General features: G+C 59.3%; 23 protein-coding genes and 1 riboswitch. Of the genes, 13 read left to right on the top strand and 10 right to left on the bottom strand.

Annotated features, from left to right (window positions below; all coding sequences use genetic code 11):
- Positions 1-222 precede the first annotated feature (222 nt).
- The 4 genes from K0F75_RS21630 (at position 223) to K0F75_RS21615 (ending at position 4,776) form a co-directional block, all read left to right on the top strand.
- Positions 223-1,218 carry a metalloregulator ArsR/SmtB family transcription factor gene (locus K0F75_RS21630; RefSeq protein ID WP_219064017.1) on the top strand — a complete coding sequence of 332 codons (996 nt, stop codon included), beginning with the start codon at positions 223-225 and terminating at the stop codon, positions 1,216-1,218.
- Positions 1,219-1,237: 19 nt separating this feature from the next.
- Positions 1,238-2,428, top strand: coding sequence for a methionine adenosyltransferase (gene metK, locus K0F75_RS21625; protein WP_219064016.1), 1,191 nt, complete (start codon positions 1,238-1,240; stop codon positions 2,426-2,428).
- 180 nt (positions 2,429-2,608) lie between these two features.
- Positions 2,609-4,291 carry an NAD-dependent DNA ligase LigB gene (gene ligB, locus K0F75_RS21620; protein WP_219064015.1) on the top strand — a complete coding sequence of 561 codons (1,683 nt, stop codon included), beginning with the start codon at positions 2,609-2,611 and terminating at the stop codon, positions 4,289-4,291.
- A gap of 71 nt (positions 4,292-4,362) precedes the next feature.
- Positions 4,363-4,776: a DUF1090 domain-containing protein gene (locus K0F75_RS21615; RefSeq protein ID WP_219064014.1), complete on the top strand. Its 414-nt coding sequence runs from the start codon at positions 4,363-4,365 to the stop codon at positions 4,774-4,776.
- Positions 4,777-4,809: 33 nt separating this feature from the next.
- Here the strand turns inward: K0F75_RS21615 and K0F75_RS21610 are convergent, their stop codons facing one another.
- The 3 genes from K0F75_RS21610 to K0F75_RS21600 all read right to left on the bottom strand — a co-directional run bounded on the left by K0F75_RS21610 (position 4,810) and on the right by K0F75_RS21600 (position 6,584).
- Positions 4,810-5,259, bottom strand: coding sequence for a cytochrome c (locus K0F75_RS21610; RefSeq protein WP_219064013.1), 450 nt, complete (start codon positions 5,257-5,259; stop codon positions 4,810-4,812).
- 88 nt (positions 5,260-5,347) lie between these two features.
- Positions 5,348-5,734, bottom strand: a complete 387-nt coding sequence (locus K0F75_RS21605; RefSeq protein ID WP_219064012.1) for an MAPEG family protein — start codon at positions 5,732-5,734, stop codon at positions 5,348-5,350.
- Between the two features lie 10 nt (positions 5,735-5,744).
- Positions 5,745-6,584 (bottom strand): DMT family transporter, encoded by an 840-nt coding sequence (locus K0F75_RS21600; RefSeq protein ID WP_219064011.1) that lies wholly within the window; start codon positions 6,582-6,584, stop codon positions 5,745-5,747.
- Between the two features lie 249 nt (positions 6,585-6,833).
- Here K0F75_RS21600 and K0F75_RS21595 point away from each other — a divergent pair, with 249 nt between their 5' ends.
- Positions 6,834-7,997: an MFS transporter gene (locus tag K0F75_RS21595; RefSeq protein WP_219064010.1), complete on the top strand. Its 1,164-nt coding sequence runs from the start codon at positions 6,834-6,836 to the stop codon at positions 7,995-7,997.
- Between the two features lie 23 nt (positions 7,998-8,020).
- On the opposite strand, the gene K0F75_RS21590 is transcribed toward K0F75_RS21595, so the two are convergent.
- Positions 8,021-8,422, bottom strand: a complete 402-nt coding sequence (locus K0F75_RS21590; protein ID WP_219064009.1) for an acyl-CoA thioesterase — start codon at positions 8,420-8,422, stop codon at positions 8,021-8,023.
- Positions 8,423-8,639: 217 nt separating this feature from the next.
- Positions 8,640-8,759, top strand: a riboswitch (S-adenosyl-L-homocysteine riboswitch).
- Between the two features lie 21 nt (positions 8,760-8,780).
- Between K0F75_RS21590 and K0F75_RS21585 the strand changes: the two genes are divergently transcribed.
- The 5 genes from K0F75_RS21585 to K0F75_RS21565 all read left to right on the top strand — a co-directional run bounded on the left by K0F75_RS21585 (position 8,781) and on the right by K0F75_RS21565 (position 15,405).
- Positions 8,781-10,190, top strand: a complete 1,410-nt coding sequence (locus K0F75_RS21585) for an adenosylhomocysteinase (protein WP_219064008.1) — start codon at positions 8,781-8,783, stop codon at positions 10,188-10,190.
- 162 nt (positions 10,191-10,352) lie between these two features.
- Complete coding sequence (gene metF, locus K0F75_RS21580; RefSeq protein ID WP_219064007.1) at positions 10,353-11,198, top strand: methylenetetrahydrofolate reductase [NAD(P)H]; 846 nt, start codon at positions 10,353-10,355, stop codon at positions 11,196-11,198.
- A gap of 109 nt (positions 11,199-11,307) precedes the next feature.
- Positions 11,308-12,399, top strand: a complete 1,092-nt coding sequence (locus K0F75_RS21575) for a hypothetical protein (RefSeq protein ID WP_219064006.1) — start codon at positions 11,308-11,310, stop codon at positions 12,397-12,399.
- 65 nt (positions 12,400-12,464) lie between these two features.
- Positions 12,465-13,295, top strand: a complete 831-nt coding sequence (locus tag K0F75_RS21570; protein WP_219064005.1) for an ABC transporter substrate-binding protein — start codon at positions 12,465-12,467, stop codon at positions 13,293-13,295.
- A 223-nt stretch (positions 13,296-13,518) separates the two neighbouring features.
- Positions 13,519-15,405: a DEAD/DEAH box helicase gene (locus K0F75_RS21565; RefSeq protein ID WP_219064004.1), complete on the top strand. Its 1,887-nt coding sequence runs from the start codon at positions 13,519-13,521 to the stop codon at positions 15,403-15,405.
- A 122-nt stretch (positions 15,406-15,527) separates the two neighbouring features.
- Here the strand turns inward: K0F75_RS21565 and K0F75_RS21560 are convergent, their stop codons facing one another.
- The 3 genes from K0F75_RS21560 to K0F75_RS21550 all read right to left on the bottom strand — a co-directional run bounded on the left by K0F75_RS21560 (position 15,528) and on the right by K0F75_RS21550 (position 18,741).
- Positions 15,528-16,109 carry a YceI family protein gene (locus K0F75_RS21560; protein ID WP_219064003.1) on the bottom strand — a complete coding sequence of 194 codons (582 nt, stop codon included), beginning with the start codon at positions 16,107-16,109 and terminating at the stop codon, positions 15,528-15,530.
- Between the two features lie 26 nt (positions 16,110-16,135).
- A complete protein-coding gene (locus tag K0F75_RS21555) occupies positions 16,136-16,684 on the bottom strand; it encodes a cytochrome b (protein WP_219064002.1) in 549 nt (182 codons plus the stop codon).
- Between the two features lie 296 nt (positions 16,685-16,980).
- Entirely contained in the window at positions 16,981-18,741 is a 1,761-nt protein-coding gene (locus K0F75_RS21550) for a flavin monoamine oxidase family protein (protein WP_219064001.1), read from the bottom strand.
- A 222-nt stretch (positions 18,742-18,963) separates the two neighbouring features.
- Between K0F75_RS21550 and K0F75_RS21545 the strand changes: the two genes are divergently transcribed.
- Together K0F75_RS21545 and K0F75_RS21540 are read left to right on the top strand one after the other, a co-directional pair.
- Positions 18,964-20,370, top strand: coding sequence for an adenosylmethionine--8-amino-7-oxononanoate transaminase (locus tag K0F75_RS21545; protein WP_219064000.1), 1,407 nt, complete (start codon positions 18,964-18,966; stop codon positions 20,368-20,370).
- A gap of 61 nt (positions 20,371-20,431) precedes the next feature.
- Entirely contained in the window at positions 20,432-21,151 is a 720-nt protein-coding gene (locus K0F75_RS21540) for a 16S rRNA (uracil(1498)-N(3))-methyltransferase (protein ID WP_219063999.1), read from the top strand.
- A 158-nt stretch (positions 21,152-21,309) separates the two neighbouring features.
- On the opposite strand, the gene K0F75_RS21535 is transcribed toward K0F75_RS21540, so the two are convergent.
- Complete coding sequence (locus K0F75_RS21535) at positions 21,310-21,927, bottom strand: hemolysin III family protein (protein WP_219063998.1); 618 nt, start codon at positions 21,925-21,927, stop codon at positions 21,310-21,312.
- A 190-nt stretch (positions 21,928-22,117) separates the two neighbouring features.
- Between K0F75_RS21535 and K0F75_RS21530 the strand changes: the two genes are divergently transcribed.
- On the top strand, positions 22,118-23,044 hold the full coding sequence (locus tag K0F75_RS21530) for a LysR substrate-binding domain-containing protein (protein WP_219063997.1): 927 nt from the start codon (positions 22,118-22,120) through the stop codon (positions 23,042-23,044).
- Positions 23,045-23,052: 8 nt separating this feature from the next.
- On the opposite strand, the gene madM is transcribed toward K0F75_RS21530, so the two are convergent.
- Both madM and madL read right to left on the bottom strand, forming a co-directional pair.
- A complete protein-coding gene (madM, locus tag K0F75_RS21525) occupies positions 23,053-23,820 on the bottom strand; it encodes a malonate transporter subunit MadM (protein ID WP_219063996.1) in 768 nt (255 codons plus the stop codon).
- 1 nt (position 23,821) lies between these two features.
- A complete protein-coding gene (gene madL / locus K0F75_RS21520) occupies positions 23,822-24,238 on the bottom strand; it encodes a malonate transporter subunit MadL (protein ID WP_219063995.1) in 417 nt (138 codons plus the stop codon).
- Between the last annotated feature and the right edge of the window lie 44 nt (positions 24,239-24,282).

Raw genomic sequence — 24,282 nt, 5'->3', positions numbered from 1 at the left:
CAGGCACTGCTTCGGGGCAATGACAGATAGTCGTTGGAAGGCGTTTTTCCTGCGCTGTCCTCGTTATTGCACGGCCAAACCGGATATTCCTCAGACACAAACCTGTCTGGCGCATTCACGCAGTGCCGAATGCGCATGACGGGCACCACCCATCGACCAATATCAAAACTTTTTGATATTGGTCTTGCGAGACGAACAATCGCTCTCTAGACTGCCAGCCCTATGAACCTTAGCGTGCCTGCAATCCGCCATGATGACAGCGACGATCTGGCTGCCTTGTGCAAAGCCGGAGGCGACCCGCTGCGACTCAATGTGCTGCGCGCGCTGGCCAACGATTCGTTCGGGGTTCTGGAGCTGGCACAGATTTTCGCCATCGGCCAATCCGGCATGAGCCACCATTTAAAGGTGCTGTCTCAGGCCGAGCTGGTAGCGACACGCCGCGAAGGCAATGCGATTTTTTACCGTCGCGCCCTGCCCCACACCGAACAACTGGGCGGCAGGCTGCACGCGGCACTGCTCGACGAAGTCGATAACCTGGCCTTGCCCGGCGATGTTCAGGCGCGCATTGGCCTGGTGCACCGGCAACGGGCGACGGCCAGTCAGGACTTCTTCGCACGGGTCGCGGAAAAATTTCGTGCCCAGCAGGATTTGATCGCGGGTCTGGCGCAATATCGCGAGAGCCTGCTATCGCTTCTGGACACGCTGAGTTTCAGCCACGACGCCACTGCGGTGGAAGTCGGCCCGGGCGATGGTGGTTTTCTGCCGGAACTGGCGCGGCGTTTTCGCCACGTCACCGCGCTGGACAACAGCCCGGCGATGCTGGAACTGGCCCGCCAGGTCTGCGAGCGCGAAGCACTGGGCAATGTCGAGCTGCAACTGGCCGACGCCTTGAACAACGTCACGGTGCGCGCCGACTGCGTTGTATTGAATATGGTGCTTCACCATTTTGCTGCACCGGCCGAAGCACTTAAACAACTGGCCCATCTGGTGCAACCAGGCGGTAGCCTTTTGGTGACAGAGTTGTGTAGCCACGACCAGAGCTGGGCCAAGGAGGCCTGCGGCGATCTCTGGTTGGGTTTTGAACAGGATGATCTGGCCCGTTGGGCCACTGCTGCGGGACTCGTTCCCGGGGAAAGCCTCTATATAGGGCTACGTAATGGTTTCCAGATCCAGGTTCGCCACTTTCAGCGACCGGCTGGCAACACTCACCATCGGTAAATTCAGGAAACCCGTCGATATGAGCGAATACTCACTTTTCACCTCCGAATCCGTGTCCGAAGGGCATCCGGACAAAATCGCCGACCAGATTTCCGATGCGGTTCTGGACGCCATTATTGCCGAAGACAAATTTGCCCGCGTTGCCTGCGAAACGCTGGTCAAAACCGGCGTAGCGATCATCGCAGGTGAAGTGACCACGTCGGCCTGGGTCGACCTGGAAGACATCGTCCGTAACGTTATTCTCGATATCGGCTACAACAGCTCCGACGTCGGCTTCGACGGCGCGACGTGCGGCGTGATGAACATCATCGGCAAGCAGTCGGTGGACATCGCCCAAGGCGTTGACCGCAGCAAGCCTGAAGATCAGGGCGCTGGCGATCAGGGCCTGATGTTCGGCTACGCCAGCAACGAAACCGACGTGCTGATGCCTGCACCGATCACCTTCTCCCACGCGCTGGTAAAGCGTCAGGCCGAAGCACGCAAATCCGGCCTGCTGCCATGGCTGCGCCCGGATGCCAAATCCCAGGTTACTTGCCGTTATGAACACGGCAAGGTCGTGGGCATCGACGCAATCGTGCTCTCCACCCAGCACAACCCTGAAGTGTCTTACAAAGACCTGCGCGAAGGCGTGATGGAGCTGATCGTCAAACACGTGCTGCCAGCCGAGCTGCTGCACAAAGACACTCAGTTCCACATCAACCCTACCGGCAACTTCATTATCGGTGGCCCCGTGGGCGACTGCGGCCTGACCGGTCGCAAGATCATCGTCGACACCTACGGCGGCATGGCCCGTCACGGCGGTGGCGCGTTCTCCGGCAAGGATCCATCGAAGGTTGACCGTTCCGCAGCGTACGCCGGTCGTTACGTGGCCAAGAACATCGTCGCCGCAGGCTTGGCTGAGCGTTGCGAGATCCAGGTGTCCTACGCCATCGGCGTTGCACAACCGACCTCGATCTCGTTGAACACGTTCGGCACCGGCAAGTTGCCAGACTCGAAGATCATCGCCCTGGTGCGTGAACACTTCGACCTGCGTCCTTACGCAATCACCACCATGCTCGACCTGCTGCACCCGATGTACCAGGCCACTGCTGCCTACGGCCACTTCGGTCGTACGCCAGTAGAAATGACCGTTGGCGATGACACCTTCACCGCCTTTACTTGGGAACGTACCGACCGCGCCGACGCCCTGCGCATCGCTGCCGGTTTGTAATAGCGCCAGCGTTTCAGGTTAGAAACAGCCCCCGTCGACGTTGGTCGGCGGGGGCTTTTTTATGTCTGCTGGAAATCCCTCCGCCATCGCGGGCACTGCAAAATCCTGTAACCAGTCAATGCTCTTCCACCCTGACCTAGCGACTAGCCTCATGGCATCCCTCCAAGCAAGGATGCTTCGATGCTGCCCGTTCTGCGTGTATTGATCAGTGCTGTTTTCGCGCTCGCCTCGTTAACCGTCAACGCCGACACCTGCCCTGACTGGCCGCCTGCCAAGGTCCGAACCGAACTGGTTGCCCTGCAACAGCACATTGCCCACTGGGATGACAGCTATCACCGCCAAGGGATTTCTCTGATCGCGGATGAGCTTTATGACCAGTCTCGCGCACGCCTGACGCTGTGGCGTGGGTGCTTTGCTCAGAAGGCGCCTGACGACAATCCGCTGAAAACAGCGGGCGGTCCGCTCGCGCATCCCATTCCCCATACCGGGCTGAGCAAACTGCGCAACGAACGCGCAGTGCAAGCCTGGCTCAAGGACCGTAAGGACGTGTGGATTCAGCCCAAGGTCGACGGGGTCGCGGTCACGCTGGTGTATGAAAGCGGCCAGTTGACGCAGGTCATTAGCCGGGGCGATGGGCTCACAGGACAGGACTGGACCCACAACGCACGCCAGTTACCCGCCATCGCGCAGCACCTGCCCTGGCCGGAAAGTCTGGTGCTGCAAGGCGAGTTGTACTGGCGGCTGGCAGACCATGTGCAAGCCGACGGCGGCAGCCTGAACGCGCGCAGCAAGGTCGCCGGGCTGCTCTCGCGCAAGGTAATCAGCGCAGACGAGGCGGCAAATGTAGGCCTGTTCGTCTGGGACTGGCCAAGCGGGCCGGAGCACCTTACCGAACGCCTCGCCGGATTGAGTGCCATGGGGTTCACCGACAGTGCGCTCTATAGCAAGCCTCTGCAAAACTTCGCTCAGGCGCAGCAATGGCGCGAGCACTGGTACCGCAATGCCCTGCCCTTCGCCACCGATGGAGTGGTCATGCGCCAGAGCCAGCGACCCTCTGCACAACGTTGGCAAGCCAAGGCGCCCTACTGGATCGCAGCCTGGAAATACCCCTACGCCCAAGTGATCGCGAACGTGCGCAAGGTCAACTTCAACATCGGTCGCAGCGGCCGAATCACGCCGGTTCTGGACGTGGACCCGGTGCGTCTGGATGATCGGAACGTCAAACGGATCAATGTCGGCTCCCTGGTACGCTGGCAAAAAATGGACATCCGCCCCGGCGACCAGATCGCAATCAGCCTGGCGGGATTGACCATCCCACGCCTGGACAGCGTGGTGTCACGCAGCGTTGAACGGGCTGAGTTCAATGTGCCGCAGGCGAGCGACTACCACCCCCTGAGTTGCTGGCAGCCGAGCCCGGGATGCGAAAGCCAGTTTCAGGCGCGCCTGGTTTGGCTCAGTGGCAAGCAAGGGCTGGCAATGCCCGGGGTGGGACCTGGCACGTGGGATGCATTGCTCAGGGCCGAACAGATTAACGGCCTACTCGATTGGATGACCCTTGATGCCGTGCAGCTTGCTAACATTGCCGGCCTCGCCGAGCGCAGCAGCGCTAAACTGCTTGGCAGTTTTCAACAGGCTCGACAGCAACCGTTTCATCGCTGGGTGAAAGCGCTCGGGTTACCGCCGACCGCTGACGTTGACCTCGGTAGCCAGTGGAGTGAACTGGCGGCCAAGAGTGTCGAACAGTGGATAAGCGAGCCGGGAATCGGTCCAGGAAGGGCCGCACAGCTCAATGCGTTTTTTCAAAATCCGCAGGTACAGGCATTGAGTGAGCAATTGCGGGTGCAGGGGATAGAAGGTTTTTAGGTCAATATCATTTTTCAGGGACAAGCGAGTCTTCGTTCGCTTATCGCGTCACTATTTTCAAGGGAGCCCCCATGAAGTGCTTGTCACCGCTGACTCTGTTCACGGCATGCAGCCTGCTGGCAGCACCGCTGTTCGCCGCCGAGGAAGCCCCCCAACTGACGGGCTGCGAGGCCAAGCGCCAGGACATCAGCACCTGGATCGAACTCGCCAAGGCCAACGGCGACAGCGACCAGCAAGCCGGTCTGGAAAATGCCTTGAGTGAGGTGTCGGCCACCTGCACCGACGCCTCCTTGCTCAAGCAACTTGAACAGAAAGTGCTGGAGGCCAAACACGACGTCAGCCGTCGCCAGTCGGACCTGACCAAAGCGATGAGCAAAGGCGACCCGGACAAGATCAACAAGCGCAAAGACAAACTCGCCGAGTCGCGTAAAGACCTGCATGACGCTCAAGTGGAGCTGGAGAAGGTCGAGCCGAACTATGATTGATACACCGCAAAGCGGTGTACCAATCACTGCACATCAATGATCGCGAAACTCTTTATGGCAAGCCTCGCACGCATCTTCGACCTTCTGCACCGCAGGGCTCAGGGTGCTGGCCTTGAAGGGCTTGGCATTGGTGGCGAGCACCAGTTCCCCGGTGGCCGACTCGAGTGACCGGGCCAGTTCCTGGAAATGTGCCTGTTTTTGCCAGACATCATCCTTGGCGCTGGTATGGTCGGCTTCCTTGACCACAGGGAAATGCTTCCACGGCTCGTGGGCCAGGCTGTCGAGCTTGATCGCGCCGTCGGTGAAGCGCTGGCCGTCGAACGTCACGCGGCCACGCAGCATGCCGCCCAAGTCTTCGCTGGTTTTGAGCATTTCTTTGAAGATCGCCTTGCGCTGACCCAAAGGTGAGTTGGGATCAACCCCGCCACAGGCGCTCAGGGTCAGGCAGGCCAGCAATACCACGGAAAGTCTTTTCAAGGTCATGATCGCTACAGGCTGGTGGAAACGGCGGCCAGTATCCTCGGCTCATCGCAAAAGACCAAGCGTACCGTTGCCGCAGCCGGACCATCCCTCAGGCGGAAACGATGAACAACGTCACGATAACCCCCATGCCAACCGCCCAGGCCAGGGAACGCAAAACTGCCAGGTCCGCCAGGTAAAAAATGATGTACAGCAGTCGGCTCGTGATAAACAGCACCGCCAGCACATCAATGGTGACCGCTTGGGCGTTACCGACGATGTCGGCAATGATCACCGCGGCGGCAAACGCGGGCGTCACTTCAAAGCTGTTGAGTTGCGCGGCATGCGCGCGCTTGGCAAACCCTTGGAGGCTGTCGAGAAAGGCGCGTGGGTCATGGTTCTCCCGCAGGCCGAACTTGCCGCCACTGAACTTGGCCACGCCGGTACACAGGTAAGGCAGGCATATCGCGATCAATACGCACCAGAAAGCAGGAGTCATAAGCAGATCCTTATAGTTTCAGCTTCATCAGAAGCATGCCGAGCAAGACTAGCCCACACGCTAAGAGCCTGGGCCGGCCGAAAGGTTCTTTTAGATAACGCATGCCGAACAGGACCACCAGCACCACACTGATTTCACGCAAGGCGGCAGCCTCTGCCACCGACCCTAGCTGCATGGCCCACAGCACCAAAGCGTAGCTGAACAACACACACAGCCCGACGCTCAGCCCAAGGCGCCACTGCTCGCGCCAAAACACGGTAAACGCCTGACGCTTGTTGCACATCGCGAGCAATGGAAACGGCCACGCACTGATCAGCGTCAGCCATACCAGATAGTCCAATGGCTGCACGCCGAGCCTCAGTGCCTGGCCGTCGATCCAGGTGTAGCAACCGATGCACAGGCCGATCAGCCCAACCACCGGCAGCATCAACCAGGGCAAGCGCTCGCCACCACCGCCCTGCCACAACAAGCAGGCCATGCCACACGGGATCAACAAAATGCCGAGGATTTGTTGCGTGCTCAATGACTCGCCGGCAACCATCAGCGTCAGCCCCAACACCACCAAGGGTGAAAGCCCGCGCATCAACGGATAGACCAGGCCCAGATCGCCCACGCGGTACGCTCTGATCAGCAGGACACGATAAAGCAGTTCGAAAGCGGCCGACGCCAGCATCCACGGCCAGACTTCAGCAGGCGGCGGCGTCACGAAGGCAACCGCCAGTACGGCGAAAACCAGCGCCACCCCGTCCATGCTGGCGATGACCAGCAGCCGTTCGCCACTGAATTTGATCAGGGTATTCCAGGTCGCATGCAGGAGGGCTGCAATCAACACCAAAGCCGTTGCCAGCACTGGGCTCTTCCTTGTTCAAAAGGATCGTTATCGAGGAGGTTACCGTTGGGGATAATTGATTCGCCATATGTCAGCAGCTGGATATACTGACCCCGACTACATCACACCCCCGTTGCGCACCCTAACTATTCCAATAATTTTGCTTCTACGGACTCAGCCTTTACCGGATAGAGTTCGGTCGCTCGCCTGCGCACGCCTGATCGGGACGTCAAGACTATCGACATATCCCTTAAGACGGAGCCTCTACGCATGCCACTCGCTTTGCTTGCACTCGCCGTTGCCGCTTTCGGCATCGGCACCACTGAATTCGTGATCATGGGCTTGCTGCCCGAGGTCGCCAATGATCTGAACGTCAGCATTCCTGACGCAGGTCTGCTGATCACCGGCTACGCGCTGGGCGTGGTGTTTGGCGCGCCGATCCTCGCCATTGCTACCGCAAACATGCCGCGCAAAGCCACACTGCTGGGCATGACACTGATGTTCATCCTCGGCAATGTGCTCTGCGCGCTGGCGCCGACCTATGCCACGTTGATGGCCGCACGGGTGATTACCGCCCTGTGCCACGGTGCCTTCTTTGGCATTGGCTCTGTGGTGGCGGCAGGCCTGGTCGCGCCGAACAAACGCGCGCAGGCCATCGCGCTGATGTTCACCGGTTTGACCCTGGCGAATGTATTGGGCGTGCCGCTCGGCACAGCGCTCGGGCAATACGCTGGCTGGCGTTCAACCTTCTGGGCAGTGGCCGTAATTGGTGTGATCGCGGTGATTGCGCAAATGGTCTGGCTGCCCAAGGAGATCCCTATGGAAAAGGGCAATCTGGTCACCGAGTTCCGCGTACTGGGCAAACCCAATGTATTGCTGGCGCTGGCGATGAGCGTCCTGGCGTCGACCAGTCTGTTCAGCGTATTCACCTACATCGCCCCGATTCTGCGTGACGTTACCGGCGTCACCCCGCACGGCGTGACCTTCATGCTGCTGTTGTTCGGCCTGGGCCTGACCGGCGGCAGCATGCTCGGAGGCCGACTGGCCGACAGTCGTTTGTTGCCTGCGCTGCTAGGAATGTCGATCGCGGTCGTATTGATCGTGGCGTTGTTCAGCCAGACCAGCCACTCAGTCATCCCCGCCGCCATTACCCTGCTGCTGTGGGGCGTGGTGGCGTTCGCGCTGTGTCCGATTCTGCAATTGCTGATCATCGACCAGGCCAGCGATGCGCCGAATCTGGGTTCGACCCTCAATCAAAGCGCCTTCAACCTCGGCAACGCGGCCGGTGCCTGGATCGGTGGCCTGGTGGTTGCCAGCGGCGCCGATCTCGCCGACCTGCCCTGGACAGGCGCAGCCGTCGGAGTATTGACCGTGCTGACCGCGCTGTTCTACCTCTATTTGCAGCGGCGTCAGGCGCAAACGGTCAACGCCTGATACTCAGCCGGTCTACGACATCCTCAATGAGTGTCGCCGTCCTTGAACTGGTCCTTCACGTAGGTGATTTCGGTCTTGCCGTGCGGGGCTGGCAGGCCGTCTTCACCGAGGTTGACGAAGACCAGTTTTTCCACAGTGAGGATGCTTTTGCGCGTGATTTTGTTGCGCACCTGGCAGGTCAGGGTAATCGAGGTCCGACCAAACTCGGTCGCGGTGATGCCCAGCTCAATGATGTCGCCCTGACGCGAGGCGCTGACGAAATTGATTTCGGAAATGTACTTGGTGACCACCCGTTGATTGCCCAGCTGAACGATGGCGTAGATCGCGGCTTCTTCGTCGATCCAGCGCAACAGACTGCCACCAAACAGCGTGCCGTTGGGGTTGAGGTCTTCGGGTTTAACCCACTTGCGGGTGTGGAAATTCATACTCACTCCTGACCGTATTGCCAATTGATGGCGCTAATAATGGCAGACCCGGCGCGTTACCTCTATCGGGCATCGGCTAACGTGGCGATTAGTTTTTTGCAGGGTTATGCGATGGAAAGGCCTTGGGCTACGCCTCGAGCACGGCTATAATCGCCCAGCTTCAAAAACGGTCACCGTCGGCTCGATTGTCTAAACAGCCCATGACCGTTCCCGCCACCTGTCCGAGGGGCGCTGCAGCAGGCTTGTCCTGTCAGGCTCGGATGGGGCGTTGCTTGATCGGCTGATCTTACTGAATCAGTCCGAACGAGCCTTAAACGCACAACGGCGCCCATTCGCACACTACGAATGGAGACTCTAAATGAGTGCTGTAATCACGCCTGCAGATTTTAACGACTACAAAGTCGCCGACATGTCCCTGGCTGCCTGGGGCCGTCGCGAAACCATCATCGCCGAATCCGAAATGCCTGCCCTGATGGGTCTGCGCCGCAAATACGCTGGCGAGCAACCGCTCAAGGGCGCGAAGATTCTTGGTTGCATCCACATGACCATCCAGACGGCCGTACTGATCGAAACCCTGGTTGCCCTGGGTGCCGAAGTACGTTGGTCGTCCTGCAACATTTTCTCGACTCAAGACCAGGCTGCTGCTGCCATCGCGGCTGCCGGCATCGCGGTTTTCGCCTGGAAAGGCGAGACAGAAGCAGAGTACGAGTGGTGCATCGAGCAAACCATCCTTAAAGATGGTCAGCCTTGGGACGCCAACATGATCCTCGACGACGGCGGCGACCTGACCGAGATCATCCATAAGAAATACCCGGCGATGCTGAACAAGATCCACGGCGTTACCGAAGAAACCACCACCGGCGTACACCGCCTGCTGGACATGCTGGCCAAGGGCGAGCTGAAAATCCCGGCCATCAACGTCAATGACTCGGTGACCAAGAGCAAGAACGATAACAAGTACGGCTGCCGTCATAGCCTGAACGATGCGATCAAGCGCGGCACCGACCACCTGCTGTCCGGCAAGCAAGCGCTGGTTATCGGCTACGGCGACGTGGGCAAGGGCTCTTCGCAGTCGCTGCGTCAGGAAGGCATGATCGTCAAGGTTTCCGAAGTCGACCCGATCTGCGCGATGCAAGCGTGCATGGACGGTTTCGAACTGGTTTCGCCGTTCATCGACGGGATCAACGACGGCACTGCCGCCAGCATCGACACTGCACTGCTGGGCAAGATCGACCTGATCGTGACCACCACCGGCAACGTCAATGTCTGCGACTCGAACATGCTCAAGGCCCTGAAGAAACGCGCGGTCGTGTGCAACATCGGTCACTTCGACAATGAAATCGACACCGCTTTCATGCGCAAGCACTGGGCATGGGAAGAAGTGAAGCCACAGGTGCACAAGGTTCACCGCACCGGCGCTGGCACCTTCGATCCGCACAACGATGACTACCTGATCCTGCTGGCCGAAGGCCGTCTGGTAAACCTGGGTAACGCTACCGGTCACCCGAGCCGGATCATGGACGGTTCGTTCGCTAACCAGGTACTGGCGCAGATCTTCCTGTTCGACCAGAAGTACGCCGACCTGGCACCTGCACAGAAAGTCGAGCGTTTGACGGTTGAAGTACTGCCGAAAAAACTCGACGAAGAAGTGGCACTGGAAATGGTCCGTGGTTTCGGTGGCGTGGTCACTCAGTTGACCAAGCAACAAGCCGACTACATTGGTGTGACCGTTGAAGGTCCGTTCAAGCCGCACGCCTACCGCTACTGATTGATCAGGTAGCCCGCGCCTCTGTGCAGGAGCGGGCTTGCCTGCGAGCGGCCGCGTAGCGGTCGTCGTGATCAGACACGTGAACCGATGTGGTTTCAGCATTTTGAAGGTCGTTCCGACCTTATCGCGGGCAAGCCCGCACCTACAATGAGATCGGCGTCCATGTCCCAAGACCGTCGCTTCAGCTTCGAATTCTTCCCAACCAAGACCGATGCAGGGCATGAAAAACTGCTCACCACGGCCCGTCACCTGGCCAGCTACAACCCTGATTTTTTCTCCTGCACCTACGGTGCCGGTGGCTCCACCCGCGACCGCACGATCAACACCGTGCTGCAGCTGGAAAGCGAAGTCAAAGTCCCTGCGGCCCCGCATTTGTCCTGCGTGGGTGACAGCAAGGCTGACTTGCGCGCCCTGCTGACCCAGTACAAGGGCGCCGGGATAAAACGCATCGTCGCCTTGCGCGGTGACCTGCCCTCAGGCATGGGCATGGCCAGCGGTGAGCTGCGCCACGCCAATGATCTGGTGAGCTTCATTCGGGAAGAAACCGGCAGTCACTTCCATATCGAAGTCGCCGCGTACCCGGAGATGCATCCGCAAGCACGCAACTTCGAAGACGATCTGCAAAACTTCGTGCGCAAGGCCAAGGCTGGTGCCGACAGCGCTATCACCCAATATTTCTTCAACGCCGACAGCTACTTCTACTTCGTCGAGCGTGTGCGGAAGATGGGCGTGAACATTCCCATCGTGCCGGGCATCATGCCGATCACTAACTACAGCAAGCTTGCGCGCTTCTCTGACGCTTGCGGTGCAGAAATCCCGCGCTGGGTCCGCAAACAGCTGGAAGCGTACGGCGATGACGTGCAAAGCATCCAGGCGTTCGGCGAACAGGTCATCACACAAATGTGTGAACGTCTGTTGCAAGGTGGCGCACCGGGGCTGCATTTCTATACCCTTAACCAGGCAGAACCCAGCCTGGCAATCTGGAATAACCTCAAGCTTCCACGCTAAAAACCAATCTAACGTGGTCGTCTTGCTTGTGTAACATCAAGCGCATTGAATCAGCCGGGTCTCGCCTCATCGAGACCCGGCTGGCACCTTGGACTACGGACTGACCCTGTTGACTTCTTCCAGCAATGCTTCGCAAACCCCACAGCTTGTCTATCTGGTTTTTGGTGCAGACACCTACCATCAAGAAGCTGTATTCAGTATTGCCAGCGCGTTGGCTGGCCTGCGTGAAACACCGGGGCAGGCCCTCGACATTCAGGTCTTCAGCGACAACCCGACGCCGTATCAAAAGCTGCCGGTACGCGTCCGTCCGCTGGATGCGGCGACGCGAGCACTCTGGAGCGGCCCCTACGGTTACCACTTCCGTACCAAGCATGTGGCCCTGCACACGGTGCTCGCCGAGTCTGAATGCGCGCTGCTGATCGACACCGACACCTTCTTCCATTGCTCACCGCTACAGCTCTTTGCCCGTATCCAGCCCGGTACCGTGCTGTGCAATGCCGTCGGCCCGCGCTATGGGGACAATAAAGACGTGCCGTTGTATCAAGTGCTCGCCGAGCGCTTAAGCGCCAGAGGCCTGGTAGATGATGAGATGCGTCACCTTAACTCCGGCGTCATCGGCCTGACGCATCAAGACGCAGGCGTGCTCGATCAGTCGATCAGCCTGATGGATGAGTTTTACCCAGAGCTCAGCACCTCCTTCAACCTTGAAGAGTTCTGCCTGAGCGTCGCGGCCTACCGCACCAAAGAGGTCAGGGAGTGCCCCGACCTGATCCACCACTACTGGAGCCGTAAACAGCTGTTCCGCGCCAAAGTCCGTGCCTGGCTGCTCAAGCATGGCGATGCGCCGACCAGTCAGGCTGCCCTGGATGACACCCGCCGCGTGACGACCCGCCTGCCGCGCCCACCCACCTGGCAGCGCTTGCTGTACAGAACGGCGACCTTGGGCGTGCCATCGACGCAACGTCAGTTTCTCCGCGAGGTGCTGTACGGCTGCTGCTGGCAGGACAATGAATTTGATCGCGCCTGTTCAACCGTGTGGTGGGAAAAGGCCCGGGACAATGCCGAGGAGCGCCTGAACCGGCCACTTGAGCCACGCCAACTCGAGCACTGGCTGGATCATTGGGCCGTTCGACAGATTCTGGGCAACCGACGCAAAGAGATCTATCAGCACCTGATGCAACGCCAAAACGAACAGAAATGATCCATTAGCCGCAGGCGTCCGATCCAGAGCTTCTATTTAGGCAACGTCCGTCGTAATCTCAGGCGATGCCTGACATTGCCCGATTCCTGACTGCCCTGTTCCTCACTTGCCTTAGCTTCACTGCTTTAGGCGAAAAACTGCGCATCGTCACCGAACCCTGGGCACCTTACGTGTACATGGAGGATGGCCAGGCACGCGGGCTGGACTACGAAACAACGTCGATCATCTTCCAGCGCCTGGGCATCGAAGTGGAATGGCATTTCCTGCCCTGGAAGCGTTGCCTGGCGATGCTTGAACAGGGCCAGGCTGACGGCGCACTGGATATTTTCCAGAACGCCGAGCGCACTGATTCCTTGCTGTACCCCAGCGAGCCCCTCTCCGATGTCGAGTTCGTGCTGTTCTACGCCAACGCCCGTCCCCATCCGTTTCAAAGCCTGGAAGACCTGCGAGGTCTGACCGTGGGGGTTTCGCCGGGCTATCTTTACGGCCCGGAGTTCAGGGATTCACCGCTGTTCACCCGTGAAGAAGCGCCCACCCATGAAGCCAATTTCGGCAAGCTTCTGCGCGGGCGTATCGATCTGGTGATTACCGACCGTCGTGTCGGCCAGTACCTGCTTGATGAATTGAAGGTTCGCGAGCAAATCAGCCAGTTGCCAACCGTTATCAGCCATGAGCCGCAATACCTTGCCCTGCGCAAAAATGTGGGCATGGACCTGCTGGTGCAGCGCTTTGGTGCCGAGCTCAAACGCTTCAAACGCGAACCGGCGTACGCCGAGTTGAGTGCCCGCTATGCCGGCGATGCGACGCCAACGGCTGCCACGTTGCTCACCACGCCACTGCAACCGGCGTCTGCGCCTGAAAAAACCGTTGAGCAGCAGGAAAGCAGCGCGTTGTGATTGCTCTGTTATACTCCGGCCTTCCCGCCAGGCTTACGCCCGGACGCTCGGCCTTGCATAAGGCATCTCGATCACGTCAGTCGCGACTTTTCTTTCCCGCGCCGATATGCCGAGACGCACGTCAAGACCCAGCAGGACCGGACGGGATTGCGTCCTCTAAACGCCATTCACGCCAGGCAAGACCTTCTCAATGGGCACAGCCCTAACTAAAACAGGATTACTCATGTCCTTTGCTTCCCTCGGTCTCTCCGAGGCTTTAGTCCGCGCCATCGAGGCAGCGGGCTATACCGAGCCTACTCCGGTGCAACAGCGGGCCATTCCCGCCGTGTTGCAAGGTCGCGACCTGATGGTTGCCGCGCAGACAGGTACTGGTAAAACCGGCGGCTTCGCCCTTCCGATTCTGGAACGGTTGTTCCCCAACGGTCATCCGGACAAATCCCAGCGTCACGGCCCGCGCCAACCGCGGGTTTTGGTCCTGACCCCAACCCGCGAGCTCGCGGCGCAAGTACACGATAGCTTCAAGGTGTATGCACGGGATCTGAAGTTCGTCAGCGCCGTTATTTTTGGCGGTGTCGGCACGAACCCGCAAGTCCAGGCCATGGCTAGAGGCGTTGATGTGTTGGTGGCCTGCCCAGGCCGTCTGCTCGATCTGGCCGGTCAGGGCAGCGTCGATTTGTCCCGCGTTGAAATTCTGGTGCTCGATGAAGCCGACCGGATGCTCGACATGGGCTTCGTGCATGACGTGAAGAAAGTCTTGGCTCGCCTGCCTGCCAAGCGCCAGAACCTGCTGTTCTCGGCGACCTTCTCCAACGACATCACGGCCTTGGCCGGCAAGCTGCTGCACAACCCGGAACGCATCGAAGTCACGCCGCCGAACACCACGGTCGAGCGTATCGAGCAGCGCGTATTCCGTCTGTCTTCGAGCCATAAACGCTCGTTGCTGGCGCATTTGATTACCGCAGGCGCCTGGGAACAGGTGCTGGTTTTCACCCGGACCAAGCACGGTGCAAACCGTCTGGCTGAGTACCTGGACAAGCACGGCCTCACGGCGGTGGCGATCCACGGTAACAAGAGCCAGAACGCCCGAACCAAAGCACTGGCTGATTTCAAGGCTGGCCAGGTGCGAATCATGGTCGCCACCGATATCGCCGCGCGCGGTCTCGATATCGATCAACTGCCCCACGTCGTCAACTTCGAACTGCCAAACGTCGACGAAGATTACGTGCACCGTATTGGCCGTACCGGCCGTGCGGGCCGCAGCGGTGAGGCCATTTCGCTGGTCGCGCCGGATGAAGAGAAGCTGCTCAAAAGCATTGAGCGCATGACCAAACAGAAAATCGCCGATGGCGACCTGATGGGCTTCGATATCACAACCGTTGAAGCCGAGAAGCCAGAAGTACGTGAGCGTCCGGATGTGCGTAACCCACGCGCACCCCGTGGTCCTCGCGGCGATGGCCCGACCGGCAGTGGCGGTGGTGGTGGCCGCAAGGACAAAGGCAAGGACAAGGGTCAGGAAAAACCGGCAGCCGCCGCACGTCCTGAGCGTCCAGCCCAGAAGCCGCGCGAGGGCACACCTGCCCGCGAGCAGCGTCAGGCAACCCCGCGTGCCGACCGCGCCCCGGACGAGTTCCTGGACGACGAAGTGGATAACTTCGGTAACCGTGCCGACTATGTCAGCCCGTACCCGAATAAAGGCCAGAGTCGTGGTCGTCGTCCAGGCGCTCCGGCCCCTGCGGCTGCCGCAGGCGGTGCTGCTCCAGCGGCCCGCGCGCCAAGCTCGGGCCGCCCAAGCGGTCCTCGCACCGGCGCTGGTTCGACCACGGGCACACCGCCCGCGGCTCGCTCTGGTCCACGTAATGGCGCGCCACGCGATGGCCAGGCTCGTCGTGACGACGCTCCACGCAATCGCCGTCCTGCGGCTGCTCGCGATGATCAGCCAGCGCGTCAGGAACCTGCGGTCAGAGGTCCTCGCGAAGGGGCACCTCAGCCGAAGATCGTGCACAAAGAGTCAAAAAGCGATCGCTTCCCGTCGGCCGATCAACTCGACCAACTGCCAAGCCGTCCACGGGGTGAGAAACCCGCTTTGCTGACCCGCAACCGCGAAGGTTAAGGCTAAGCACGCTGCATAAAAAAACGCCCCGACCGGGGCGTTTTTTTATGCGTGGTGATAATGCAATTCCAGACATAAAAACGCCGACCCCAAGGTCGGCGTTTTTAGGTTACGAGCAAACCTTACTTGGCTTGAACGCCTTCAAACGAGAAGATCAGCTCAAGTTCCTGGGTTTTAGGGCCCAGATCTTTCTGAATCGCGAAGTCTTTCAACTTGATAGTGGTGGTGCCTTCAAAAGCTGCACGGTAGCCGCCCCATGGATCTTTGCCTTCGCCCAGGAAATGCGCAGCGATCACGACTGGCTTTGTCACGCCGTGCAGCGTCAGGTTACCGGTCACGTCAGCCGTGTCGGTGCCCGTCGACTTGACCGAAGTCGATACGAATTTGGCTTCCGGGAATTTCGCGACGTCCAGGAAATCAGGAGTGCGGATGTGCTTGTCACGTTCAGCGTGGTTAGTGTCGACGCTGGCAGTTTTCAGCGTGACATTAATTTTGCTGGCTTCCGGGTTCTTGGCGTCGAAGCTGAAGGTGCCGTCCCAGTCCTTGAACGTACCGTAGATGTAGCTGAAGCCCAGATGGCTGATCTTGAAGTTAACGAAGGCGTGCTGGCCTTCCTTATCGACTTTGTAATCAGCGGCCATCACTTGCCCGGCGGACAACAGAGCAGTACCCAGAGCCAGAGCGGCGAGCGTCTTCTTCAACATGCGTTTATTCCCGTTTAGGTTGAACATTAGTCGCGACCCAACATGCGCGTAAGGGTCGCATCGCGATCAATAAAGTGGTGTTTCAATGCGGCCAGGGCGTGAAGTCCAGCGATAATCACCAGTGCCCAGGCCAAGTACTCATGAACAGCGCCCGCAACGTCTGCCTGATCGGGGATGCTGGAAATCAACGCCGGCACCTCGAACAGATCAAACACCGGAATCCCCACACCGTCGGCGGTGGAAATGAGGTAACCGGCAACCATCACGGCAAACAAACCGACATAAAGAAACAGATGCCCGAACTTCGCACCCCATTGGACGAGCCGACTCTGAGCGGACAGTGCAGGAGGTGGCGGGCTGATAAAACGCCATACCACCCTGACCACCATCACAGCGAACAGGGTAAGACCAATGCTCTTGTGCAGGTCAGGAGCCGCTTTGCGCCAGGTATCGTAGTAGTCGAGGTCGACCATCCACAGACCGAGTGCAAACAAACCAAAGACAACAAGCGCCACACCCCAGTGCAGCAAGATGCTGACCAGACCGTAACGAGAGGAGGAGTTGCGTAGCTGCATCACAGTTACCTTCAAGAGTGGGTCTCAGACTAACTTTTTATCTATCGAATGAAAGCGCAAAATTTCGCTTTGAAATATCGAGAAATACGATAGTTCAACCGGCTAACGACCTTCGGTCGATTCTTAAAAGACGAGTAAGCATCCCGATAATGCTCGTTCGACAACACTGCCTCGTGACAATCGGACATTCGACTCCGATGAACGGCGCGACACAGCCCGTAGATACCCGGCGAATCGCGAAAGAAAAAAAAGGCGCGGTCTCAGACCGCGCCTTTTTCAATTCAGCAGTGACTCAATCAGCTCTTCACGTCAGCGGCGGGAACAGCGCTCGGCGTGACAGGCGCCTTCTTCACCGGGGCTTTTTTGGCCGGGGCCGGTTTAGCAGGCGCTTTTTTCGCAGGTTCTTTGGCGGCAGGCTTTTTCGCTGGATGGCCTTTGGCTGGCGCTTTCTTGGCCGGCTCCGCTTTCACGGGCTCAGGCTTCACGGGTTCAACCACCACTGGGGCGACAACCGGAGCAACCGGCGCAACAACAGGCGCTGGGGCTGGAGCCGGGGCAGGCTCAACCTTGGCAGGCGCTTTATCGGACGAGCCACCGAACAGGTTGGAGAAGAAACCGCCGCTGGCTGCTTTAGGTGCGCTTGGCGCTGCAGGCGGTACGACTTTTACCGGTTCAAACGACTTACCGGCAGCCAAGTCCTGAACCTGGCTGGCGGCGCGCTGGCCGGTGCGCAATGCGCCTTCCAGCGTGCCAGGGTACAAGGTGTCAGTGTGCTCACCGGCAAAGGCTACACGCTGCAGTGGTTTTTCCCACAAGCGCCAGTACTTGCTGATCTGCCCTGGACCGAAGGCCAGGTAAGCGCCGCCCGTTGACGGGTCGGTGCTGTAACGACGAATTTCATAGCCCAGGTAGGCGCCACGGGCTTGTGGGTAGAAGGCGTGCAAGCGAATCAACACCTGATCCGACAACTGCTTGTCACCGAAGGTTTGCATGATGCGGGCATTGTCGCCGGACAGGTTGATCACCACATTGGCGCCACCCTTGAGGGCCGGTTCGATCCACAACATACCCAAGCCGGTGTTGCTGTAAATCTCGCCAGACATGCGCGCTTTGCTGTCCCAGACCGGGGTCTTGAACTTGAGCATGATCTGATCGCGCCAGCCGTAGTTGGTCCCCTTGATCGCGCCCATGTGCTGGGCATCCAGCGCTGGCGTCATCTGGATATTGCCGAGCGCGCGCAATGGCACGGCCAGCACAACGTATTCCGCCTGATAGCCGACCGCGCCAGCCTTGACTGTCACGCCGTCCTTGTCCTGGATGATCGCGGACACCGGCGAGTTGGTCTTGATGCTTTTCAGCTGTTTGACGAACTCTTGGGCCAACACTGCACTGCCGCCTGGCAGACGCGCAGCACGGCGGTCACGGTCATCGACGTTACGATAAACCCGGGACTGCTGTGCGAAATACAACAGCGACAAACGCGACGGCTCGTCGTAGCGCGAACGGATTTCCTGATTGACCAATTGACGCGCCGTGGCGGGCAGGTTCAAACGATCCAGCCAGTTGGACACGTTGATCTGGTCCAGGGCGAACAGCGTGCTGCTGGCCGCAGGGCTTTCCGGGTTGTCGATGGAGCGCGCCAAGTCATCCAGTGCGGCGTTATAACGCTTCATCGCCTCGGCCGTTGCCGGTTGCTTCGCGGCGAGGGTGGCAGGCGTGAAATACTCGCCATCGATCAGGTAACCCGGAGTACGTACAAACTCGGGCGCAGGCACGCTCTTGAGTTTGAAATGGTCCAGGTATTGGTTCAGTACCGGCTGGGCCTTGCTGTTGCCGATCCACTCACTGGTGGCCAGACCCGAACGCCCTCCCAGGCTTGGCTTGGCTTCCAGCAACGTCACCTGCCAGCCTTTGGCCTGCAGCTCGTACGCTGCCGTCAGGCCAGCCAGACCGCCGCCGACCACAATCGCCGTGTGTTGTTTGTCGATAGCGAGCGCTGACGCGCTGACCAGCCCAACCATTACCAGCGCACAGGCGCGCAGCCAGACACCAACCATTCAGCAAACTCCGGAAAAAACGTAGGATATTTCGGAAAATAGCGCCCGAACACTCAGGCAGCCGCGAAGGATACGCCAGCCGCCATAGGCCTGCCAGCAATGTCCGTCGGGCTATTGATGTGGACTGAAAGTACACAAGAGGTTGTCCCACGCGCAGGCATTGCATAGGCTTGCGCCATTGTTTGCCCTCGCGCCATGCGAGCTGCCACCCGGAGATTGCCAATGGGCCTGAATAACCAGTGGATGCAACGCGACCTAGCGGTGCTATGGCATCCCTGCACCCAAATGAAAGACCACGAGAGCCTGCCGCTGATCCCGATCAAGAGCGGCAAAGGTGTCTGGCTTGAAGATTTCGAAGGCAAGCGTTACCTGGATGCCGTGAGCTCCTGGTGGGTAAACGTGTTCGGTCACTCAAACCCGCGCATCAATCAACGGATCAAAGACCAGGTCGACCAGCTGGAACACGTGATTCTTGCCGGCTTCAGCCACCAACCGGTGATCGAGCTGTCCGAGCGTCTGATCAAGATGACGCCCGAAGGCCTGACCCGCTGCTTCTACGCCGATAATGGTTCGTCCTGCATCGAAGTCGCGCTGAAAATGAGCTTTCACTACTGGCTCAACCGCGGCCAGCCGAATAAAAAACGCTTCGTCACCCTGACCAACAGCTACCACGGCGAAACCATGGCGGCGATGTCGGTGGGCGACGTACCGTTGTTCACCGAGACGTACAAAGCGCTGCTGCTCGACACCATCAAGGTACCAAGCCCGGACTGCTACCACCGGCCTGAAGGCATGGGCTGGGAAGAGCACTCGCGCAACATGTTCGCCGCCATGGAGCAGACCCTGGCCGAGAACCACGACACTGTCGCGGCGGTGATTGTCGAGCCGTTGATTCAGGGCGCGGGCGGTATGCGCATGTACCACCCGGTGTACCTCACGCTGTTGCGCGAGGCCTGTGATCGGTATGGCGTGCATTTGATTCACGACGAAATCGCCGTCGGCTTCGGGCGCACCGGAACGATGTTCGCGTGCGAACAGGCTGGTATCCGTCCGGACTTCCTCTGCCTGTCCAAAGCCCTGACCGGTGGTTATCTGCCCTTGGCGGCGTGCATCACCACCGATGACGTGTACAGCGCGTTCTACGATGACTACTCGACCCTGCGCGCCTTCCTCCATTCGCACAGCTACACCGGCAATCCGCTGGCGTGTGCGGCAGCACTGGCGACGCTGGACATCTTCGAGCAAGACAACGTCATCGAGAACAACAAGGCCCTGGCGCAACGCATGGCCAGCGCCACCGCGCATCTGGTCGATCACCCCCATGTCGCCGAAGTCCGTCAAACCGGCATGGCGCTGGCCATCGAGATGGTGCAGGACAAAGCCACTAAAACCGCTTACCCCTGGCAAGAACGACGCGGTTTGAAGGTGTTCCAGCACGCGCTGGAGCGTGGCGCCCTGCTGCGGCCACTTGGCAGCGTGGTGTATTTCCTGCCGCCGTATGTCATCACCCCGGAAGAAATCGACTTTCTCGCCGAAGTGGCCACAGAAGGCATCGACATCGCGACCCGCACCAGCGTCAGCGTTGCGGTGCACGAAAACTTTCATCCAGACTTTCGAGATCCAGGCTGATCCCTTGTAGACGCGCACTTGCCCGCTCCTACAAGGACCTAAACACTTTCAGAGAACGAACATGAGACTGTCCCGCTTTTTTATCGACGCGCCCTTGAGCCTCGGCGAGCACGAGCTGCCAGAAGCCCAGGCGCACTACATCGGTCGCGTATTGCGCATGGCCGAAGGTGACGCGCTGCAAGTATTCGACGGCTCGGGCAGCGAGTTTCGCGGCGCCTTGCTCGAAGTGGGCAAGAAGCGCGTGCGGGTGCAGTTGAATGAACAATTTGCCGGGCAAATCGAATCGCCGTTGCGGATTCACTTGGGTCAGGGGCTGTCACGCGGCGAGCGTATGGACTGGGCGATTCAGAAGGCGACCGAGCTGGGCGTCAGCGAAATCACGCCCATCGTCAGTGAACGTTGTGAAGTTCGGCTCAAAGATGAACGCGCAGAAAAGCGTCAGGCCCACTGGCAGCAAATCGCTATCAGCGCGTGCGAGCAATGCGGTCGCTCGGTGGTGCCGGTGATTCATGCACCCATGGCCCTGGCTGACTGGATCAAGAAGACCGAAGCCGACCTGAAACTGGTATTGCACCCGGTCGCAGAACCGCTGACCAGCCACGACAAACCCGGCACCCTGGCCTTTTTGATCGGCCCGGAAGGCGGGCTTAATGACGCCGAAGTCGATCAGGCCCAGGACGCAGGCTTCCACGCCGCCCGCCTCGGCCCACGCGTACTGCGCACAGAAACCGCACCCGTGGTGGCACTGAGCGTGGCGCAGCAGTTGTGGGGGGATTTCTAAACCGTCGTACCACACCACCTGTAGGAGCTGACTTGTCTGCGATCCAGTGCGGAGCGCTGGCCAAGAGGGTGAGTTCACCACCGCTGGAAGGTCCTTCGGGTCGAGCGCGACCCCGGCTTATCGCAGACAAGGGGGACCAAGCGCCTACAGGTTATGTGTCAAAGCACATAAAACATGATCGCCACAAAGTGCAGCAAACTGCCGGCGATCACGAACAAGTGCCAGATACCGTGCCAATGCCGGAAGCGGCTATCGAAAGCAAAAAAGATAATCCCCACGGTATAAAAACCCCCGCCGGCCGCCAGCCAAGTGAAGCCGGTCGTTCCCAGCGCAGCCATCAGTGGCTTGACCGCCACCAACACGATCCAGCCCATCACCGCGTAGATCACGAGGGACATCACGCGTGCCTCGGAGCGTGGTTTGATCTCCTGCAACATGCCGATCACCGCCAGCCCCCAGACCACCCCGAACAGTGTCCAGCCCCATGGCCCGCGCAGCGTGACCAGACAGAACGGGGTGTAGCTGCCCGCGATCAGCAGATAGATCGACAGATGATCGACCTTTTGCATGATCACCTTCGCCCGGCCCCGGACGCTGTGATACACGGTCGATACGCTGTACAGCAGTAACAAGGTCACGCCGTAGATCGCCGTGCTGACGATCTTCCACACATCGCCGTCCATGCTGGCCAGCACCAGCATCCAGACCGCACCGACAAAAGCCAGCACCGCGCCGACCAGATGAGTCCAGGCGTTGAAGCGCTCTCCGTGATACATGTTCGCAAACCTCCAAAAACACCGACTGCGCAAGGCTCAGGGTTATGCGCGAAAAGTGCAATGCCCCGCACCGGTCGCAGCGATATTTCTAAACCCCTTCATGCTGAAATCCCTTGCAGCCAGCACGCGCCGAGTTAGGCACAATCCACCTGCTCTCATTATTGAAGAGCTACGAATAAGAGTGCCCGCCATGCTGATCGACGAAGAACTGACCCTCAAGAAGCTGGAGATTTTTCTGGCCTTTATGCGCACCGGCAATCTGGCGCGAGCCGCCGTGGAGTTGCAGACCAGCAATGTCAGTGTGCATCGGGCCATCCATTCTCTGGAGAGCGCCCTGCGCTGCCCACTGTTCAAGCACGAGGGTCGCAACCTGACGCCGCTGGAAAGCGCTTACGTGCTGGAAGAGCGCGCGCAGAAGTTGATTCAGGACGTGGTCGCCACGGTGGAGTTGACCCGTCAGGCCGCAGGCTTTTCAGCGGCACGGTTCAAGTTGGGCTCGCTGTACTCGTTGACGATCAAGACCGTGCCGCAGCTGATCATGGGCCTGAAGCTGCGTCGCAGTGAGCTGAACATTGATTTGATCATGGGCTCCAACATCGACCTGTTCTACAAACTGAAGAACATGGAAGTGGACGCGATTCTGGTATCGCTCAATGAAAGCGTGAACGATCCGGACTGCGAACACCTGCCGCTGTTTTCCGATGATATTTTCCTCGCCGCGCCCGCAGAGTCACCGTTTTCACAGCAAAGCGAAGTGGATTTGAGCGATCTGCGCGAAGCGACATTCATTACCCTGGCACAGGGTTTCGCGACGCATCAGGACGGGGTTCGAGTGTTCCAGCAGGCGGGCTTCGAGCCAAAGGTGGCGATGCAGGTCAACGACATTTTCACCCTGCTGAGCATGGTCAGCTCCGGGGTCGGTTATGCGTTGCTGCCAGGGCGGGTGGCCGCCGTTTATGAGAATCGGGTGCGCTTGATCCCGTTGCAGGCGCGCTATCGGATGCAGCAGCACATTGGTGTCGTATTCCTCAAATCGAAGGAACGCGACCCCAACCTGCTGGCGTTTGTGGCCGAATGCCGGATGTACGCCAACCGGCATTCGCAACCTGAGACTTGAAGGTTTGGTTACGCCCCCACGATCCCGCGCACGATGAAGTACAGCACCGACGGCCCCAACAGGCAGCCCAACCCGGTGTGGAAGGTCGCGGTCAAGGCGCCGTAAGGCACCAGCCGACGGTCCGTCGCCGCCAGGCCTGCGGTCACGCCGCTGACCGTGCCGGCCAAGCCACCGAACACCATCGCCGAGCGAGGATTGTCCAGGCCCATCCAGCGTGCCGCCATCGGCGTGCCGACCATCACAAAAATCGCTTTGATCAAGCCTGTCGCGATGGACAGTGCCACCACATCCGAACTCGCGCCAATCGCTGCGCCGGTCACCGGCCCGACGATGTACGTCACTGCACCTGCGCCAATGGTGGTCATGCTGATTGCATCGCGATAGCCAAAGGCCCAGGCAATGCTCGCACCCACGATAAACGGCAGCACGGTGCCCAGCAGCAAGGCGATAGCGCCGATCAACCCGGCCTTGCGCGCTTCACTGGCCTGCACTTCGAACGCCGTGGCGACAATGGCGAAGTCACGCAACATGGCCCCACCCATCAAGCCGATGCCCGAAAACAGCGTGAGGTCCGCCAGGCCTTTTTGTCCGCCAGTCATGGTGCCGCCGACCCACGCCAGCACCAGCCCGATAACGATGGCAATGGCCGAGCCGTGAATGCGTCCGAACGTGAGTCTTTTTGAAATCACCACCGAAATCCACATCACCACGCCGATAAAGGCGAACGCAGTGACCAGGCCGTTATTTGCCAAACCTTTTTCCATGAGAGCCCACATATCAACGCCCCCCTACCGATGTCACGCCCGGGATAATTGTCGGCTCTTCGTCCGGCAAAGGTTCGCCCTTATGGGTTCGACTGATCAGCGCAATGGTGCAACCGCAGACCACCACCGAACCGATGGCCGCCAATACCGCAACCGGTCCACCGTGCAAGGCAGCGACCACGTTCTGTTGCGCGGCCATGGCGACCACGACAGGAATGTACATGGCGCCCCAGAAACCCACGCCCAAGTCGCATTCCTTGGTCATGCCGCCGCGGTTGTGCATCCACAGACGGGCGCAGATCAACAGGATCATGGCGATACCGACCCCGCCCACATTGGATTTAACGCCCAGTAGCACGCCGAGCATATCGCCGAGAATGACGCCCGCCAGGGTGCAGATAGCCAGCAAGGCCACACCGTAAATAATCATTATTTTTATCCTCACATTGCGTTGCCGAAGTTGTTGTTTTTATC

The organism is Pseudomonas sp. UMAB-08, from assembly GCF_900095225.1.
GTDB lineage: Bacteria > Pseudomonadota > Gammaproteobacteria > Pseudomonadales > Pseudomonadaceae > Aquipseudomonas.
This window is presented reverse-complemented; position numbering and strand designations above follow the sequence as displayed.